This window comes from Nocardia sp. CA-151230 (assembly GCF_050942175.1).
Classification (GTDB): domain Bacteria; phylum Actinomycetota; class Actinomycetes; order Mycobacteriales; family Mycobacteriaceae; genus Nocardia.
Genome location: NZ_CP192061.1, coordinates 83486 through 99892 on the forward strand (window position 1 = coordinate 83486; position 16407 = coordinate 99892).

16 protein-coding genes are annotated in these 16407 nt (G+C 69.3%); 6 read left to right on the forward strand and 10 right to left on the reverse strand.

Features of this window, described 5'->3' with window-relative positions:
• Window positions 1-40 precede the first annotated feature (40 nt).
• Window positions 41-958 (forward strand): DUF5926 family protein, encoded by a 918-nt coding sequence (locus tag ACQP1O_RS00385; protein ID WP_433563963.1) that lies wholly within the window; start codon window positions 41-43, stop codon window positions 956-958.
• Between the two features lie 426 nt (window positions 959-1384).
• On the opposite strand, the gene ACQP1O_RS00390 is transcribed toward ACQP1O_RS00385, so the two are convergent.
• The 4 genes from ACQP1O_RS00390 to ACQP1O_RS00405 form a co-directional block, all read right to left on the reverse strand.
• Window positions 1385-1933: a ferritin gene (locus tag ACQP1O_RS00390; protein ID WP_433563964.1), complete on the reverse strand. Its 549-nt coding sequence runs from the start codon at window positions 1931-1933 to the stop codon at window positions 1385-1387.
• Between the two features lie 93 nt (window positions 1934-2026).
• A complete protein-coding gene (locus ACQP1O_RS00395) occupies window positions 2027-3481 on the reverse strand; it encodes an LCP family protein (protein ID WP_433563965.1) in 1455 nt (484 codons plus the stop codon).
• Window positions 3482-3531: 50 nt separating this feature from the next.
• A complete protein-coding gene (locus ACQP1O_RS00400) occupies window positions 3532-4326 on the reverse strand; it encodes a CPBP family intramembrane glutamic endopeptidase (protein ID WP_433563966.1) in 795 nt (264 codons plus the stop codon).
• A gap of 34 nt (window positions 4327-4360) precedes the next feature.
• Window positions 4361-5131: a DUF2470 domain-containing protein gene (locus ACQP1O_RS00405; RefSeq protein ID WP_433563967.1), complete on the reverse strand. Its 771-nt coding sequence runs from the start codon at window positions 5129-5131 to the stop codon at window positions 4361-4363.
• Between the two features lie 115 nt (window positions 5132-5246).
• Between ACQP1O_RS00405 and ACQP1O_RS00410 the strand changes: the two genes are divergently transcribed.
• The 3 genes from ACQP1O_RS00410 (at window position 5247) to ACQP1O_RS00420 (ending at window position 7327) form a co-directional block, all read left to right on the forward strand.
• On the forward strand, window positions 5247-5666 hold the full coding sequence (locus ACQP1O_RS00410; protein WP_433563968.1) for a hypothetical protein: 420 nt from the start codon (window positions 5247-5249) through the stop codon (window positions 5664-5666).
• 84 nt (window positions 5667-5750) lie between these two features.
• Window positions 5751-6668 (forward strand): prephenate dehydratase, encoded by a 918-nt coding sequence (pheA, locus tag ACQP1O_RS00415; RefSeq protein WP_433563969.1) that lies wholly within the window; start codon window positions 5751-5753, stop codon window positions 6666-6668.
• A complete protein-coding gene (locus ACQP1O_RS00420) occupies window positions 6665-7327 on the forward strand; it encodes a histidine phosphatase family protein (protein ID WP_433563970.1) in 663 nt (220 codons plus the stop codon). The genes pheA and ACQP1O_RS00420 overlap by 4 nt, the downstream gene beginning before the upstream one ends.
• Here ACQP1O_RS00420 and ACQP1O_RS00425 read toward each other — a convergent pair.
• The 6 genes from ACQP1O_RS00425 to ACQP1O_RS00450 all read right to left on the reverse strand — a co-directional run bounded on the left by ACQP1O_RS00425 (window position 7324) and on the right by ACQP1O_RS00450 (window position 12968).
• Complete coding sequence (locus ACQP1O_RS00425) at window positions 7324-8139, reverse strand: ESX secretion-associated protein EspG (RefSeq protein WP_433563971.1); 816 nt, start codon at window positions 8137-8139, stop codon at window positions 7324-7326. The two genes, ACQP1O_RS00420 and ACQP1O_RS00425, sit on opposite strands and share 4 nt — an antisense overlap.
• On the reverse strand, window positions 8136-9320 hold the full coding sequence (locus tag ACQP1O_RS00430) for a PPE domain-containing protein (protein ID WP_433563972.1): 1185 nt from the start codon (window positions 9318-9320) through the stop codon (window positions 8136-8138). The genes ACQP1O_RS00425 and ACQP1O_RS00430 overlap by 4 nt, the downstream gene beginning before the upstream one ends.
• Before the next feature lie 15 nt (window positions 9321-9335).
• Window positions 9336-9647, reverse strand: a complete 312-nt coding sequence (locus tag ACQP1O_RS00435; protein WP_433563973.1) for a PE domain-containing protein — start codon at window positions 9645-9647, stop codon at window positions 9336-9338.
• Between the two features lie 80 nt (window positions 9648-9727).
• Window positions 9728-10081, reverse strand: a complete 354-nt coding sequence (locus ACQP1O_RS00440; RefSeq protein WP_433563974.1) for a metallopeptidase family protein — start codon at window positions 10079-10081, stop codon at window positions 9728-9730.
• A 19-nt stretch (window positions 10082-10100) separates the two neighbouring features.
• Complete coding sequence (locus tag ACQP1O_RS00445) at window positions 10101-11147, reverse strand: septum formation family protein (RefSeq protein ID WP_433568002.1); 1047 nt, start codon at window positions 11145-11147, stop codon at window positions 10101-10103.
• Window positions 11148-11378: 231 nt separating this feature from the next.
• Window positions 11379-12968 (reverse strand): GMC family oxidoreductase, encoded by a 1590-nt coding sequence (locus ACQP1O_RS00450; protein WP_433563975.1) that lies wholly within the window; start codon window positions 12966-12968, stop codon window positions 11379-11381.
• 198 nt (window positions 12969-13166) lie between these two features.
• Between ACQP1O_RS00450 and serS the strand changes: the two genes are divergently transcribed.
• A complete protein-coding gene (serS, locus tag ACQP1O_RS00455; protein WP_433563976.1) occupies window positions 13167-14426 on the forward strand; it encodes a serine--tRNA ligase in 1260 nt (419 codons plus the stop codon).
• 75 nt (window positions 14427-14501) lie between these two features.
• The gene (locus tag ACQP1O_RS00460) at window positions 14502-16370 is read left to right on the forward strand and encodes a putative bifunctional diguanylate cyclase/phosphodiesterase (RefSeq protein ID WP_433563977.1); all 1869 of its coding nucleotides are present in this window, start codon (window positions 14502-14504) and stop codon (window positions 16368-16370) included.
• The last annotated feature ends 37 nt before the right edge of the window (window positions 16371-16407 follow it).

Consider the following 16407-nt stretch of genomic DNA (forward strand, 5'->3'; position numbering starts at 1 on the left):
AGCGAAGCGGAGGGCATCGAACACAGTAGGTTTGCCAGTCATGGGTAAGAGCAAGCGCAACAGTCCCAAGCCGGACTCCAATCGGGCGCAGAAGCTGGCCGCCCGCCGCGCCGAACAGGAGGCGGCGGCGCAGGCCGTGACGCGGCCCTTCGAGGGCTTGGCCGCCGAATGCGATCTGGTGGCGCTACGGGAGTTCGTGCCGTCGGCGACCGCGACCTTGAAGCTGTCGCCGAATGTCGCCGCGGAGCGGACCGTCACCCTCGCCACCGTGCTGCCGGGCGCGGTCGCCGCGCTGGTGCGGGCCGGTGACGAGCCGATCGGTTTCGTCGGCACACAGGTGCAGTTCCAGTCCGCCGATCCGGCCGCGGATCTGGCCGCCGCCGTGCTGTGGACCCAGTCCGCCACCCCCGGCGAGTCGCTGAACGCCGCGACCGTGGATGGCACGCCGCGGCTCACCGACGTGCTGGATCCGGGTGCGGCCCTGGATCTGACCGTGCACCAGGACTTCAACTGGTGGGTGCCGGCGGGTGTCACCCCGGATCCGCAGGTGGCCGCCACCATCGAGCAGGCCAATCAGGCCATCATGCCCTCGGCCCGCCTGGAGCTGGGTGCGGACGCGGTCGGCGCGGCCTGGTGGGTGGACGCGGGCGAGAAGGCGCACATCCGCTGGGTGCGGCCGGAGGACGAGGACCAGCTGATGCTGGCGCTGGCGCGGCTGCACGCGGCCGGTGATCTGCACCTGGGTGAGGGTTCACGGTTCGCGGGCTCGTTCCGCACCCACGGTCTGCTGGTGCCGGTCTTCGACCTGGATCGAGAGCGGCACGCGAGCGAGTGGGAGGGCCCGGCCCGCGAGTTCGGTGCGAAGCTGGCGACCGCGCTGAAGTCGGACGCCCCGCTGACCTCCGAGGAGCGCCGCTCCCGCGACGGCCTGCGGTCGCGCCAGGTCACGCTGCGCTGACACTGTCGGGCTGAACCCCGCGGTACCGGCACGTTCCGGGCCGTTCTCCGATGAACTGGATTCACTCGGTGAACGGCCCGGATTTTTTTGCCGGGGATTTTCTGAAAAATGCCTGTTTCGCTCTGAGTGCTCGGTTAGGTTCTCTTCACCCCGGAAGTTCAGGGGGATCCGGTGATCGATCATCACACCGGATATCAGATGAGGAGAAAAACCATGGATGCCATTCTGGCCGTGGTCAAGTCGCTGTTCGGTACGTTGTCCGCCAACGCCACCGGCACCGTCACAGTGCCGCAGAAGTAAGGAAAGGCGGGTACGTATCGCACGAGCACCGAGCACATGCAACAGGCCCGGTCCAGCGCAAGGGACCGGGCCTGCTGTGTGAATCCACCGGGCCGGGAACCGAATTACTTTCGGCTCACGGAGTAATTACAGCGAGCCGCCCGCTGCGTGCGGCGCACCGGACGCGTCCTTCGGAGCGCTCATTTCCCGCTGTACGAAATTCTCCAGGTCGAACAGATTCGCGCTGGCCCGCTCGGCGACGGTGAGCAGGGTATTCATGGTCGCGACTTCTTCGACCTGTTCCTTCAGGAACCACTGCATGAACTGCTCGCCCTGGTAGTCGCCCTCTTCGCGGGCGGTCCGGGCGAGCTGGATGATCTGCTCGGTAACGGCCTGCTCCTGTGCGAGTGCCAGCGCGATGGGCTCCTTGGCATTCGCGAATTGCGTGGTGGCGGCCTCGGTGCCGGGCATCTCGACGGCGATGTCGTGATCGATCAGGTACTGCGCGATCATCATCGCGTGGTTACGCTCTTCGACGGCCTGCTTGTAGAAATACTTGGCCAGGACCGGCAGATCGGCATTGTCGAACCACATCGCCACCGCGATGTACTGGTGTTCGGCATTGAATTCGTTGCGGATCTGATCCTGGAGCAGGGCCTGGAACTTGCTGCGCTTCGTCTGGGTTCGGGTGGACATGCGGATGACATTAATCGCTGGTCAAACCGTGTGTCATCCAAGTACAGCCTTATTGAGTACAGCCTTATTGAGGCAAGTATTGCCTAATTCGGCCTAGCTGCCGACGGTGGTGATCAAGTCCTGCGGGATCTGCTGATCCTTCGCCAGAGCGTCGAAGAAGGCACTCGCCTTCGTCTTGTCCCAGAGCAGCACATTGCCACTGCCGGCGACGTCCTCGAATCCGCCGACCGGGACCGTCGTGGTGATGGGATCGCTGTTCAGCGCATTGCCCAGGCTCGCCAGATCCCAGATGTGCGCGCCCTTGTCGACCTTCAGCGCCGAGGTCAGATCCCGCACCAGCGGCCAGGACCGGAACGGATTGGCCAGCGTGGCCGGGCTCGCCGCCTTCTTCAGCAGGGCGCTGAGGAATTTCCGCTGGTTGAGCATGCGATCCAGGTCCGCGCGCGGGGTGGCGCGGGACCGCACGAAGCCCAGCGCCTCGGGTCCGTTCAGTGTCTGGCAGCCCGCGGGCAGGTCGATACCGGCCAGCGGATCCTTCATCGGCGCGTCCAGGCACATCTGGATGCCGCCGACCGCGTCCACGACATTGGCGAAGCCGCCGAAGCCGATCTGCACGTAGTGGTCGATGTGCACGCCGGTTGCGCCCTCCACCGTCTTGACCAGCAGCGATGCGCCGCCGGAGGCGAAGGAGGCATTGAGCTTGTCCTTGCCGACGCCCGGGATGCTCACATACGAGTCGCGCGGCAGGCTCACCAGCGTCGGCCGCCCCGACTTCGGAATGTGCACCAGGATGACGGTGTCGGTGCGCTCGCCCTCGACATCGGAGGAGTCACCGGTGGACAGCTCCTGCTCCTGCCCCTTGGACAGTCCCGAGCGGCTGTCGGAACCCACCAGAAGCCAATTCGTCCCGGGCGTGTCGCCGATTCGGCCCGAATAGTTCGCGAGGGCGTCGATCCGGGTCAGGTGGGTGTCGACATAGATGGCCGCCGCGATCGGCAGCAGCAGGAGCACCAGCAGCAGCGACAGGATCCAGCGGAACCAGTGCCGCTTCCTCCGGGGCCGGGAGCCGCGCGGCGGGCGGCCGTCGCCGCCACGGCGCTTGCCGGGCGGCGGTGGCGGGGGAGTGCGCGGCGGCTCCTCCCGGAAGGGGACCGGCTGCTGGGTCGGCGCGTGACCCATGGGGGCGGCGGCGCGATCCCGCGGGGGCGGCACTCGATTGCCCTGCGGCGGCATCCCGGGCCCGCGATTGTGATGCGGCGGAACGTGATTGCCCAGCGGCCGCTGCCGCGGGGCCGGATTCCCGGGCGGGACCTGCGAATAAGCCAGGTCCGGACCGGATTCATGGCGTCGGATCACCTGGGTTGGTTCTATCCGCGGCCTGCCGTCGTTAACGGGCCGGCCGTCCGCGTGCGGCCGCTGAGACGAAGGTCTCTGCGATTGCCCGGGATTCGCCGCGGGTCGAGGCGGGTACGCCGGGGGCTCGCCCGGGCGTCCCGGCGGCGGCTCCCGGCGTATCCGTGCAAAGTGCTGGGGGTCGTCGCCGTTCATCACTTGAAACAGTACCGACCCCGGCGCCCGCGTGGCTCGTTCCGATCGGATTACGGCAGCCAGGAGACGTGTCCGTGCAGGAAGGTGTACCCGATGTAGGCGATCGTGTCGATGAGCGCGTGCGCCAGCAGCAGCGGCCAGAGTCGATTGGTGCGCTGCCAGTAGCGTCCGAAGATCAACCCCATCACCAGGTTTCCGAGCCCGCCGCCCAGGCCCTGGTAGAGGTGGTAGCTGCCGCGCAATATCGCCGACGCCAGCAGTGACCGATTCTCCGTCCACCCCAGCGCCCGCAATCGTGAGATCAGGTACACGACGACCAGTACCTCCTCGGCCGCCGAGTTCGCCCACGCGGACAGCACCAGCACCGGCAGCCGCCACCAGTGCGCGAGCGAACTCGGCACGATGGTGACGCTCACACCCAGTGCGTGTGCCGCGAGATACAGCCCCAGCCCGGGGATTCCGATCACGGCCATGAGCGCGAGTCCCGGGAGCACGTCCGCCCGCCAGCGCAGCCGCCGCACCAGTCCGATCGCCTGCGGCGCGATCCCGCTGCGCCACAACAGGTAGAGGCCGAGCGCCGCCCAGCCGAGCAGGCGGGCCACGCTCAGCAGCTGGAAGAGCAGGTCGATGGTCGATCGGGTGGCCCGCGACGCATTCAGCGCGACGGTCTGCCCGCCCACCCCGCCGGGAGCGAGGGCGCTCTCGAGCAGTGACAGTGCCGCATTGGCCCCGCTCAGCCCGAAGGTGACGACCAGCACCACCGCGATCTCGAGTTTGATCGCCCGCCGGCCCGCTTCGGACGATTCGGGCGCGGGCCACACGGGTGCGGGATCAGCCGAAACCATGCCCGTCAATCTAGGCGGGCGCCCGGCGAACTCGTCAGATGCGGTGCAGGCCGCCGTGGAAGGGGTTGCCCGCCAAGGCGTGTACCGCGCGGCTGAGGGATTCGATGTCGTGGGCCGGGGCCTCGAACGGGATGCGGATGTCGTGGTCGGCCTCGATGGCCTCGACGCGCAGGGTGACGCCGTAGCGGTCGATGGCCAGCGGCTGAATGAGGGCGCCGCGGCGCAGGGCGTGCGGCAGGCGGCGGGCCAGGCGATCCACCACATCGGGGTGATCGGCCTGAAGGTGTTGCAGCCAACCGGCTTCCAGCGCGCAGAACGGATCGGGTCGGGCGTCGCGCAGCTGCTCGCGGTCGACCGAGTCGGCGCCGGCGGTGTCGGCCACCACCGCGGAGTCGATGACCAGCCGCAGCAGGACGGCGGTATGGCCGACGTCGAGCAGGTCCGGATGCGGATGGTCGGCGGCGACCGCGCCGGCCAGCGCGCGCTGCGCGTGCGCGGGTACGGCGTGCGCCCAGCCACGCAGCCAGACCAGGGCGCGGACGCGTTCGCGCAGCGCCAGCGGGGCCTGGTCGGTGAGTTCGAGGACCGCGGGGGATCCGTTCGCGCCGCAGCCGAGAACCAGACCGGCGGAGGTGGAGTTCATCGGGACCGCCAGCACCATGTCCCCGCACTGCCGCAGCAGGTGCACGGAGGTGGGCACCGGGTCGAGGCCGGGCAGGGCCAGGACCGCGTGCTCGGCGTGCGCGCAGGCGGTGTGCACGCGTTCGGCGGTAGTGGGTGCGACGACCTGGGCCGCGGGTGGCATACACACCTCCGGGATTGGAATTAGGTAAACCTAAGCTAAGTGACGTGGGTCGCGTGCGCAAGGGCTTCCCGGGTGGCCGCGCCGGCGGTGTCGCGCCGATCGTTACCGTGAAGGCGTGCCGCACGATTCGTCTCCCGCGCCCGAACCGGTCGCCCTCACCCTGTCCGTCCCGCCCCGCCCGGCCCGCGGACTGACCGAGGAGCTGGTCCGCCCGATCTCCGCCGATCCGGGCGTCGAGGTGCTGGACCTGGCGCTCGACGACGAGGCGGTGTCGGAGTTCCTGGTGCGAATCGTGCACGGCGACAGCGGTTTCGTGGCTCGCACCGACTCGGGCGAGCGCGCGCTGGCGGGTGTGGCGGCGACCGTGGCCGCGCTCTGCGGCGAGGACATTCGCGCCGCGCTCGCCGCACCGGACATCGCGTTCCTCACCGGGCTGAAACCGCCCGCGGTCGAGGCGTTCCGTGAGGTGCTGCTGGCCGTCGAAACCGGCGAGGTCACGGCCGTGACCACCGCCCTCGCCGTGCTGGGCGCCTGAACCCGCCGCGTTCGGGGGTGCGAAGTTACCCAGGAGTTGACCAAAGCCGGGGGCGACCGGGCGTACGCAAGTAATGTCGTAACCGTGCCGCGTATCGCCTACTTCGGGCCGTCGGGAACCTTCACGGAGATGGCCCTCGCCAAACTGGAGTCCACCGGAGTCTTCGATGGACCGGTCGAGCGTGTCCCGGCACCGAGCCAGGGCGCGGCCGTCGAGCTGGTGCGGGCCGGTAAGGCCGCCGGCGCGGTGGTGCCGATCGAGAGTTCGGTCGAGGGCTCCATCGCGCCGACACTGGACGCCCTGGCCGTGGGCCCGCGGCTGCAGATCATCGCGGAAACCGACCTGGACGTGGCCTTCACCATCGTGGGCCGCCCCGGCATCGAGCTCGACGAGGTGCGCCGGATCGCGGCCTATCCGGTCGCGGCCGCGCAGGTCCGCATGTGGCTGGCCGTCACCATGCCGCTCGCGCAGCTGTACACCTCGGCCTCCAATGCCGCGGCCGCCGAGGACGTCGTCGCCGGGCACGCCGATGCCGCCGTCTCCACCACGCTGGCCGGCGCCCGCCTGGGGCTCACCACCCTGGCCGACGGCGTCGCCGATGTCGACAGCGCCGTCACCCGCTTCGTGCTGGTCACCGCCCCGCGGCCGGCGCCGCCGCGCACCGGGACCGACCGCACCTCCATCGTGCTGGAGCTGGCCAACGAGCCGGGCTCGCTCATGCGCGCGTTCGCCGAATTCGCCACCCGCGGTATCGATCTCACCCGCATCGAATCCCGGCCCACCCGCACCGGCATGGGCACCTACCGTTTCTACCTGGACTGCGTCGGGCACATCGACGACGCCGCGGTCGCCGAGGCGCTGAAGGCACTGCACCGAACCGCCGCCCGGATCCGATTCCTCGGCTCCTGGCCCGCCACCGCGGCCACCGGCACCCCGCCGCCGCCGGACGCACCCGGCGCGGCCTGGCTGGCCGATCTGAAGAAGGGGGTGGCCGACCTGTGACCGGCAAACTCATCCTGGTCCGGCACGGCGAGACCGAGGGCAATGTCGGCAAGATCCTCGACACCCGGCTGCCGGGCCTGCCGCTCACCGAACGCGGTGTGGCGCAGGCGAAGAGCTACGGCGCGAACCTGACCGTCCCGCCGCAGCGGCTGTTCTCCTCGGCCGCGCTGCGCGCCCGGCAGACCGGTGGCTACATCGAAGCCGCCACCGGCGTCGCACTGGATGTGCTGGAGGATCTGCAGGAGGTGCAGCTCGGCGACCTCGAGGGGTTGAACACCCCGGCCGCGCACGAGGAGTTCCAGAAGGTTTATCACGCTTGGCATTTCGGTGATCTGAGCGTCCGGGTGCCGGGTGGCGAATCCGGGGAGGACGTGCTCGCGCGCTACGTCCCGGCGCTGCAGCGACTACGCGACGACTATCTGAGCCGTTCGGACGCCCACGATGTCATCGTGGTCAGCCACGGCGCGGCAATGCGGCTGGTCTCGCGTGAATTGACCGGGGTGCCCAGGCCTTTCGCCGCCAACAATCACCTGGACAACACCGAGACCATCGAGCTGCAGCCGTTCGAGGACGGCACCTGGGAGTGCACTCGCTGGGGCCGTTATCCCGCACCGTTCGGCGCCGCCATCGCGGCCGGCGGCGACGACCCCATGGGTTAGGCCGGGAATTCCGTTCGCAGCGGCAGGGATTCGATGAGATCCCGCAGCGCCGTGCGCAGCCGGGCCGGGGTGCCGCCCGCCAGCGACGTCCACTTCGTCCCGTCCGCGGCGGGGCCGGTGACGGCGAGAAAACGGCCGTGCCGGGTGTTGTACACCGCGAGGTGGGTGCCCACCATGTCGCGCGAGCCGTCGCCGTAGCGCACGCCGACGATCTCCGCGTGCGAATTCACCTGCACCAGAGCCGAAGCGAGGACCGATGCGTCGCGGGCCGGTGTGCACACCGCGGCCAGTCGCGCGGCCGTGGTGGCGGCGTCGCCCGCGTCGTCGAACACCGGGACCAGATCGGCGGTGGGCGCGTTCATTCCGGACAGTTCCAGCGCATCGGCCGGGCCGAGCGCGGCCACCACGATGCCCGGGAGATCGTGACCGGCCTCGTCGATGACACAGGAGCTCGGGCCGCGCAGCGCCACCACTTCGATGTCGTCACCCCTGGCCACACAGCACCGGTTGACCTGTCCCGCCACATACCAGCGCACGGCCAGCGCCCAGTGCGGCCGGCTGAGCACGCGCAGCCGCTCGGCCAGTTCCGGATGCACCTCGTCACCATCGAGCAGTTCACGTTGGGTCAGGGCGGCGGCCGCCGCGGCCATGGCGGTGTCGTGGTCGGCGGCATTGTCGTAGCGGCCCATGGCATCCAGCACCACGGGCAGCTCGTCGATCCCCAATGTCTCCAGGAGATACTGCATTTCGTCGAGCGACAGCGTGACCGATCGCAGCGTCGACGGCCCGCGGCCCGCGCCGAGGACGGTCACCGGTCGGCTGGCGGGTCGCCGCCGATGACCGCGGGCGCGATGACCCGGCCGTCGGCGAACACCTCCACCGTGCGGCCGTAGTCGTGGCCGCGGTGCGACTCTTCCTCGTCGCCGGCCCGGGTGCCGAGCAGCGTGCCGGTTCCGGCCGAACGTACCGGCGCGGTCGCTGCCGGGGTGGTGGTCACGGTTACCGGTTCGGCTATTGGTGCCGCGGGAGCCGGTGCGCCACAGGAGTTTCCGAGACCCGCGCCCCAGCCCGCGGGCAACTTCAGTGTGCCCGCGCCATTCCCGATATTCACCGACGCGCCGCCGCCGGTGACGGACACGGCCTGCGTGGCCGGCGCCGCGCCGCCCGCGCGGGCGGCCGCGTCACCCGCGCCCGCCGTGTCCGGCAGACCGGAGGTACCGAGGCCGGGCGTCTGCGTCACCACATTGGCGACGGCCGTAATCGCCGTACTCGCAACGTTTCCCGCGCCGGCCACACCGCTGCTGACCACCGTCCCCGCCACCTGCGCAACCTGCGACAGGGCACCGGTGACGGCCGGATTCTGCGCCGCCCCGGCGGCCGCACCGAGCACCGCCTGCAGCGGATCGCTGCCGTAGGTGAGCGTGTCCCCGCCCGCATTGGCCGAGCCCGCGCCCAGGGCGATGGGCGGCGGCATCAGGAACTGGCCGGGCGTGGCCACCATCGAACTCGTTGCGGCCTCATAGGTTTCCATCACCAGCGCGGCCCGGATGTCCAGCGCCAGCTTGGCGGCCTCGGCCGCCTCCGCGGTGCCGTTGAGCGCGCCGCCGCTGGAATAGGCGGCCACCCGTGCAGTTTCGACGGCCGCGATCTCCGGCAGGCTCGGCATGGCGAGGGAGGCCACGGTGTAGGCGGTGGCATTGGCGGCGGCCTTGCCCGCCATGACGCCGGCCATGACGGCCTGCTGTTCGGCCCACACGGTGAAACCGCCCAGCCGGGCCAGCACAGTGAGCCCGTTCAGTCCTTCGAGACCGACCCCGATCTCGGCCATCACCCGCGCCACCGTGGTGGTGGCGTCCACCCAGGAGGCGGTGAGCGCACCCCAGGCGGTGCCCGCGGCCGCGATCGGAATGGCGTGCGCGCCGGCATCGAGGCAGAGGGAATTGAATTCGGCCATCCGGGGCAGCCAGAACACCCCCGTGATTCCCAGCGTCATGCGTGCGTCTCCCCTCTACACCTGAATCGCGGCGATACCGGCCGCGCGCACGGCGTCCTGGGCCAGGTACTGGGCCAGCTGGCTGCGCAGGGTGGCGGCGGCGTGATGCAGTTCGAGAATGCCCTGCGCGATCGAGTGGTCGTGGGTCAGCGCGGCATTGTTGAAATGCGCCGCGGCGAGGAAGGACACCTCTTCGGTGCCGGAGGGGAGCACATGGGTGGCCGGAGCGGTCGCGATCGCGGCCGTGGCGAGGCGTTCGGCGAGCAGATCGAGCTCCAGAGCGGCCGCGAGGATCACCTCGGGCTGCACCAGGACGTGGCCGACCATGATCGGGCTCCCTTCTCCGTTCCACCCCGGTTGTGAGGATTGGACGCGGAGGTTTGCCGATCGGTTCCCGAGACCGCCGGTCAGCCCCATCCCAGCTGATGCAGGCGCTCGTCGTCGATCCCGAAGTAGTGCGCTATCTCGTGAATCACGGTGATCGCCACCTCCTCGACCACCTCTTCTTCGCTGTGGCACATCTCGAGGATGGCCTCGCGATAGATGGTGATGGTGTCCGGCAGCGCGCCCCCGTAGTGGCTGTAGTCCCGGTCGGTGAGGGCGATGCCGTGGTACAGGCCCAGCAGGTGGGGGTCCTCGTCGCTGCGCGGCTCGATGAGCACCACGACATTGTCGATCGCCCGTGACAACTCGGGCGGAATCAGATCGAGGGCGTCGCCGACCAATTCCTCGAAGCGCTCGTCGGACATGGAGACGGGCATGCCTACAGCTTCCGCCGCATCACCGTGGCTGGGGGATGACCGGCGGGGCCGCGCCGGGCAGCGGCGGCGGGGTGTAGCGGCCGTTGTTGGGCGGCGGCACGGGGGCCTGGCCGTCGATCTGGATGTCACCCTTGGCCGATCCGGTGATGGTGGCGAAGCCCTCCTGATCGGCGCCCTTGCCGACCATGCAGTTGAGGCTGCGGGAACCGGCCAGCCAGCTGCGGGTGTCGAGCGCGTCCCAGAACAGGGTGAGCGTCTTGTTGCGTAGTGCGTCGGTCGCGCCGAGGTAGTCTCCGGCGTCCTTTGCGCACTCGTCCTCCATGAACTTGTCCTGATCGTCCTTCGAGGGCGGGCCGCCGTTGAAGTGGGTGGCCAGGTCCACGGTGGAGACGATCTCGAAGGCGTGCGGCTGGGTGCAGTCGACCGGATCGGTGGGCAGGTTGGACTTGATGCCGATGCAGGTGCCGATGTCGTAGACCTTGGACTGATTGATGTCGTGCACGCTGCCAGTGATGGGCTTGGTGGCGAGGCCCTGGCTGCCGGAGACCTGCAGGCCGCAGCGCAGCGTCCGCTCGCCCGCCTTCCAGCCCGCCTCACCCGGATTGATCAGGCCGACAACGAATTTGCCGCGCGGGTCCAGGCGGCCGCCGAGGTATTCTTGGGCGGCGCTGACGCAGTGCTCGTCGCGCAGCTCGGAGAAGCGCAGCGAGTCCGGGAAGCGGGAGCCGGGCCCGAACTCCTTGCCGGGGTACTTGCTCAGGTCGATGTCCGCGGTGACCTCGAACAGGTGCTTGCTGGCGCAGTCGACCTTGGTGAGGTCGCCGGCATTGGCCTTGGACCAGGTCAGGCAGTCGCCCTCCCTGGCGGTGCCGAAGGCCGCGCCCGCGACCGCGCCGGTGGGCTGGGCGGCACCCGGGGCGTGTGCCTTCACGCGATTGGAGTCGAAGCCGTTGGAGACGAACATGGTGATGAGGACGGCCAGGGTGACGCCGACCGCCATGGCCAGCAGCCCCCACCGCACCGTCGACGCCGAGAGCGGACCGTTCTGGTCCAGCTTGGATTCCATGGCGCGGAACGGCGTCAGCAAACGATCCAGCGCCGTCGGTTTCCGACGGTTCGGCGGCCCGGGGCGCTGCGAGGACGGAGAACCGGGCCACTGCGAAGGCATCTTTTGCTCAGGCATCGGCACTGAGCTTAATTGCCTCCGCCTCGCTCCGGCGGGTCCGCGGCCGAGGCGCAGGTCCATGGAGCCGGGCCGCGAACCTTCAGGTGCTGTGGCGGAGTGCGTGGTGGCGCCTCACGACAGGATGAGCTCGGCCGCCTTCTCACCGATCATGACCGCGGGGGCGTGGGTGTGGCCGCGGGTGATCACCGGCATGACCGAGGTGTCGGCCACGCGCAGGCCCTCGATGCCGCGCACCCGCAGTTCCGGATCCACCACGCTGGATTCGTCGCGGCTCATGGCACAGGTGCCGACCGGGTGGTACAGCGTGTGCGAGTGGTCCTCGAGGCAGCGCCGCAGCACCTCCTCCATCGGGGTGTCGGAGGGCACGGCCGGCTGCATGAGCTCTCCGATGTGCTCCTTCAGCGCCGGCTGGTTCGCCAGTTCGGTACAGATGCGCAGACCGGCGAGCAGGGCGGCGCGGTCGGCGGGCTCGGTGCAGTAGCGCGGATTGATGCGCGGCGCGGTGAACGGGTCCGGGGAGGTGAGGGTGACGCTGCCGATGGATTCCGGCTTGAGCAGGACGGCGGCGAAGGTGAGCGCGTGCCCGTCCGGATCACCCAGTCCCTCGGCGATATACGGCGCTGGCGCGAAGATGAGTTCCAGGTCGGGCAGGTCGAGATCCTCACGGCTGCGCACGAACCCGTAGGCCTCACCGATGTTCGAGGTCAGCTGCCCGCGCCGCAGCACCAGGTAGTTGGCGAGCTCGAGCAGGTTCTTGTCCGCGCCGTAGAGGCTGCCCCCGCTGGTCCGGTAGATGATGGGCGCGGCCAGGTGGTCGCGCAGGCCGCGCCCGACCTCGGGCAGGTGCTGCACGACGGGGATTTCCAGCTCCTGCAACCGGTCGCCGTCGCCGATGCCGGAGAGCATGAGCAGCTGCGGGCTGTTGATGGCGCCGCCGGACAGGATGACCTCGCGCTTGGCGGTGATCTGCTTGGTCTCGCCGCCGATCCGGAATTCCACCCCGGTGGCGCGCTTGCCCTCGAACAGCACCCGGGTGGCGTGCGCGTCGGTGACGACGGCGATGTTGCGTCCCTGCTGGCGCGCGGGCCGCAGGTAGGCGTCGGCGGTGCTCCAGCGCGCGCCGCGCTTCTGGGTCACCATGGTCTGCGAGAAGCCCTGTGGCCGATCCTGATTCGCGCGTTCCACCGGGTACCCGGCTTCGGCGGCAGCCTGCAGGTAGGTGTGGGTGAGCGGGCGCGGGCTGCGCTGGCGGGAGATGTGCAGCGGTCCCCTGCGGCCTTCACCGGGTTCGCCGGCCTCCTCGACGTCTTCCATCCGCTGGAAGATGGGGAGCACCTGTTCGAAGGACCAGCTCGGTCCGGCGTAGCGGGCCCATTCGTCGTAGTCGGCGGCGAAGCCGCGCACCCACATCATGGCGTTCATGGAGGAGGAGCCGCCGAGCATCTTGCCGCGCGGCCAGTAGACGCGCCGGTTGCTGAGTTCGGGCTGGGGTTCGGTGCGATAGTTCCAGTCGTTGGGTCCCTGGAACAGCTGGTTGAACGCCGCCGGAATGTGGGCGAATTTGTCGCTGTCCTCACCGCCGGCCTCCAGGACCACGACGCTGACGCCGGGTCGCTCGCTCAGTTTCGCGGCCACTGCGGCCCCCGCGGATCCGGCTCCGACGACCACGAAATCGGCGGTGTGCGGGGTGTATTGGGGCATGCTGACTCCTCGGAAAGACCACGGCGGAGCCGCTGCCGGACTCCCTGCCGTCCCATGCCGCTAACCCTAGGGTGGATATCGGCCGGTCGTGGGGTGGATCGGCGGGATCGGGGGCGAAACCGAGCGGATCAAGATCGAAAACCGAGGCCGTGGACCTACACGAAATCCACTGGCGGCCGCCTACTAGGCTCAATGGCCATGATCGACCTTCGATTCCTGCGGGAAAACCCGGATGTGGTCCGTGCGTCGCAGCTTGCTCGCGGTGAGGACCCCTCCCTGGTGGATGCCCTGCTCGAGGCGGATGCCGCCCGTCGCGCCGCGGTCGCGACGGCGGACAATCTGCGCGCCGAGCAGAAGGCCCTGGGTAAGAAGGTCGGCAAGGCTTCCGCGGACGAGCGTCCGGCGCTGCTGCAGCTGGGTCAGGAACTGTCGGCGAAGGTGAAGGAGGCCGAGGCCGCCGAGACCGCCGCGGACGCCGACCTCGACGCCGCCCAGCGCGCGCTGTCGAATGTGGTGCAGGAGGGCGCGCCCGCCGGCGGCGAGGACGACTACATCGTGCTCGACACCATCGGCACGCCGCGCGAGTTCGATTTCGAGCCCAAGGATCACCTGGACCTGGGTGAGTCGCTGGGCCTGATCGACATGGAGCGTGGCGCGAAGGTGTCGGGCTCGCGCTTCTACTTCCTCACCGGCAACGGCGCGCTGCTGCAGCTGGGCCTGCTGCAGCTGGCCGCGCAGAAGGCGGTGGCCAACGGGTTCACCATGATGATCCCGCCGGTGCTGGTGCGCCCGGAGATCATGCAGGGCACCGGGTTCCTCGGTCAGCACTCCGCCGAGGTCTACCACCTGGAGGACGACGACCTGTACCTGGTCGGCACCTCGGAGGTGCCGCTGGCGGGCTATCACTCGGGCGAGATCCTGGATCTGAGCGCGGGCGCCAAGCGCTACGCCGGCTGGTCGTCGTGCTTCCGCCGGGAGGCGGGCAGCTACGGCAAGGACACCCGCGGCATCATCCGCGTGCATCAGTTCGACAAGGTGGAGATGTTCGTCTACACCACCCCGGACCAGGCCGACGCCGAGCACAGGCGGCTGCTGGCGTGGGAGCAGGAGATGCTCGCCGCCATCGAGGTGCCCTACCGGGTCATCGATGTGGCCGCCGGCGACCTGGGCAGCTCGGCCGCCCGCAAATTCGATTGCGAGGCTTGGGTTCCCACGCAGCAGACCTACCGCGAGCTCACCTCGACCTCGAATTGCACGACGTTCCAGGCGCGTCGCCTGAACGTCCGGTACCGGGACGAGAACGGCAAGCCGCAGATCGCCGCCACCCTGAACGGCACTTTGGCCACGACCCGGTGGATTGTCGCTTTGCTGGAAAACCATCAGCAAGCCGATGGTTCGGTGCGAGTGCCCGCTGCGCTGGTGCCCTTCGTCGGCACCGACGTGCTGGTACCTCGCTGAATATTCGCTACTCGGCGTGGCTTATTCCGCCGGTTGTGTCTACTGGTGGCAGGGCTTGTGTCTAGGCTAGGCAGCGTGCGAGGAATCGGGTCCCGCGGCGATACCCGGACCCGGGTACGGGCGGCGTCGGCGCTGGCGACGGCAATGGTCATGGCTCGGACCACCGGGGCGTTCTACGTCATGGGCGGGGTCCTGGGCCTGGTTCTGACTGCGGTCGCTCCGGGTGAGGAGGGCAATCGGCCGCTGGTGGGCGCGGCGGCGTTCGTGGCGCTGCTGCTGGGCATCAGCCTGCTGATCTGGGGTCCGCGGCTGCCGCATTGGGTGCATCACGCGTATGTGGCGACCGCGACCGTGCTGGTGACCATTGCGGTGCACTGGTTTCCGAATACGGTCGGCGCGATCAGTCTGGCGGCGTTCTATGTGTTCGTCGCCTGTGATGCCGCCATCTTCTTCTCCTGGCGCTGGCTGGGCGGGCACATAGCGTTCGCCATCGCCTGCTGCCTGTGGGTGGTGCCGTCGCGCGGGTTGCCGTGGTGGTCGGGCATCATTCCGGCGGGTATCACGTTCGGAATCGGCATCGTGGTCGGCATTTTGACGCGCATGGCGTCGGACGCCGATATCGATGTGCTGACGGGGCTGCTGAACCGGCGCGGTTTCGATCGGGCGCTGAGCAATGCCATCGCACACGCCACCCGCACCGGCCAGGGCCTGGCCCTGGTGCTGGTGGACCTGGACCGCTTCCAGAAGATCAACGATCATCTCGGTCACCGGGCCGGTGACGCCGTGCTGCGGCGGGTGGCCGACTCCTGGTCGAAACTGCTCACGCCGGAGCAGCGGCTGGCCCGCTACGGCGGTGACGCGTTCGCGCTGCTGCTGCCCGGGACCACCGAGCAGGCCGCGATCCTGCTGACCGAGGAGTTGCGGGCGGCCGTCACCACCGGCTGTTCCGCGGGTGTGACGTCCTGGCAGCCGGGCGAATCCGGGTCGCTGCTGGTGTCGCGCGCGGATGTGGGCCTGTACCGGGCCAAGCAGGCGGGCCGCAATCGCACGGTGCTGGAGTCCTCGCGGCAGCTGCCGCTGGCGGTGGAGCTGCGGGAGGCCATCGATCGCGGCACGCTGGACGTGCAGTACCAGCCGATCGTGAGTCTCACCGATGGCGCGACCCGCGCGGTCGGCGTGGAAGCCCTGCTGCGCTGGTCCTCTCACGCGCAACCCGATGTGACCACCGAGGGGTTGATCCGGGTCGCCGAGGAATACGACCTCATCTCCGATCTGGACGAGCTGGTGTTGCGGCGTGCCTGCGCCGATGCCGCCCGGTTGCAGGAGACCTTCGCCCAGCTGGATCTGACCCTGAACGTCAATGTGAGCGGGCTGGAGCTGGCCGAAACCGAGTACGCCGACCGGGTTTCCGGCATCCTCGCGGAAACCGGCTGGCCCGCCGAGCAACTCGTGCTCGAGGTGACCGAGAGCGAGCTGGCCGCCGAATCCGAGACCGCCATCGCGAACCTGCACAAGCTGCGCGAGTTCGGCGTCCGCATCGCCATCGACGATTTCGGCACCGGCTACTCCTCGCTCAGCCGGCTGGCCACGCTGCCGTCGGACATCCTCAAGGTGGACCAGTCCTTCGTGGCGTCCATCCAGTCGGATTCCCCCGCGCCGCCGCTGCTGGGCGTGATCGCGGCGCTGAGCAAGTCGCTGGACCTGCAGGTCATCGCCGAGGGCGTGGAGAACGAATACCAGGCCGCCGTGCTGACCGAGCTCGGTTTCGCGCTGGCACAGGGCTACCACTACAGCGATTCGCACCCGGTGTCCGAGCTCATCAACGACCTCAATGACCGGCACGGCCTGGTCGGCGCGGCGGTGTCGGAGGGCGAGCCGTCCACGAATGGCTGGATCCCGCTGGATAATCCGCTTGACGGTGGGGCGCCCGGCGCGCAGGGTTGATCCCATGCGGCTGCTCATCTACGCCTGTTGATTCGTA

What these genes read in the sequence shown, in the direction of transcription:
- ACQP1O_RS00390 (WP_433563964.1), bottom strand. Translation starts at nt 1,933, where the DNA reads ATGTCCACCCGAACCCAGACGAAGCGCAGCAAGTTCCAGGCCCTGCTC.
- ACQP1O_RS00440 (WP_433563974.1), bottom strand. Translation starts at nt 10,081, where the DNA reads ATGCCCGTCTCCATGTCCGACGAGCGCTTCGAGGAATTGGTCGGCGAC.
- ACQP1O_RS00400 (WP_433563966.1), bottom strand. Translation starts at nt 4,326, where the DNA reads ATGGTTTCGGCTGATCCCGCACCCGTGTGGCCCGCGCCCGAATCGTCC.
- ACQP1O_RS00450 (WP_433563975.1), bottom strand. Translation starts at nt 12,968, where the DNA reads ATGCCCCAATACACCCCGCACACCGCCGATTTCGTGGTCGTCGGAGCC.
- ACQP1O_RS00430 (WP_433563972.1), bottom strand. Translation starts at nt 9,320, where the DNA reads ATGACGCTGGGAATCACGGGGGTGTTCTGGCTGCCCCGGATGGCCGAA.
- ACQP1O_RS00405 (WP_433563967.1), bottom strand. Translation starts at nt 5,131, where the DNA reads ATGCCACCCGCGGCCCAGGTCGTCGCACCCACTACCGCCGAACGCGTG.
- ACQP1O_RS00435 (WP_433563973.1), bottom strand. Translation starts at nt 9,647, where the DNA reads ATGGTCGGCCACGTCCTGGTGCAGCCCGAGGTGATCCTCGCGGCCGCT.
- ACQP1O_RS00385 (WP_433563963.1), top strand. Translation starts at nt 41, where the DNA reads ATGGGTAAGAGCAAGCGCAACAGTCCCAAGCCGGACTCCAATCGGGCG.
- serS (WP_433563976.1), top strand. Translation starts at nt 13,167, where the DNA reads ATGATCGACCTTCGATTCCTGCGGGAAAACCCGGATGTGGTCCGTGCG.
- ACQP1O_RS00395 (WP_433563965.1), bottom strand. Translation starts at nt 3,481, where the DNA reads ATGAACGGCGACGACCCCCAGCACTTTGCACGGATACGCCGGGAGCCG.
- ACQP1O_RS00445 (WP_433568002.1), bottom strand. Translation starts at nt 11,147, where the DNA reads ATGGAATCCAAGCTGGACCAGAACGGTCCGCTCTCGGCGTCGACGGTG.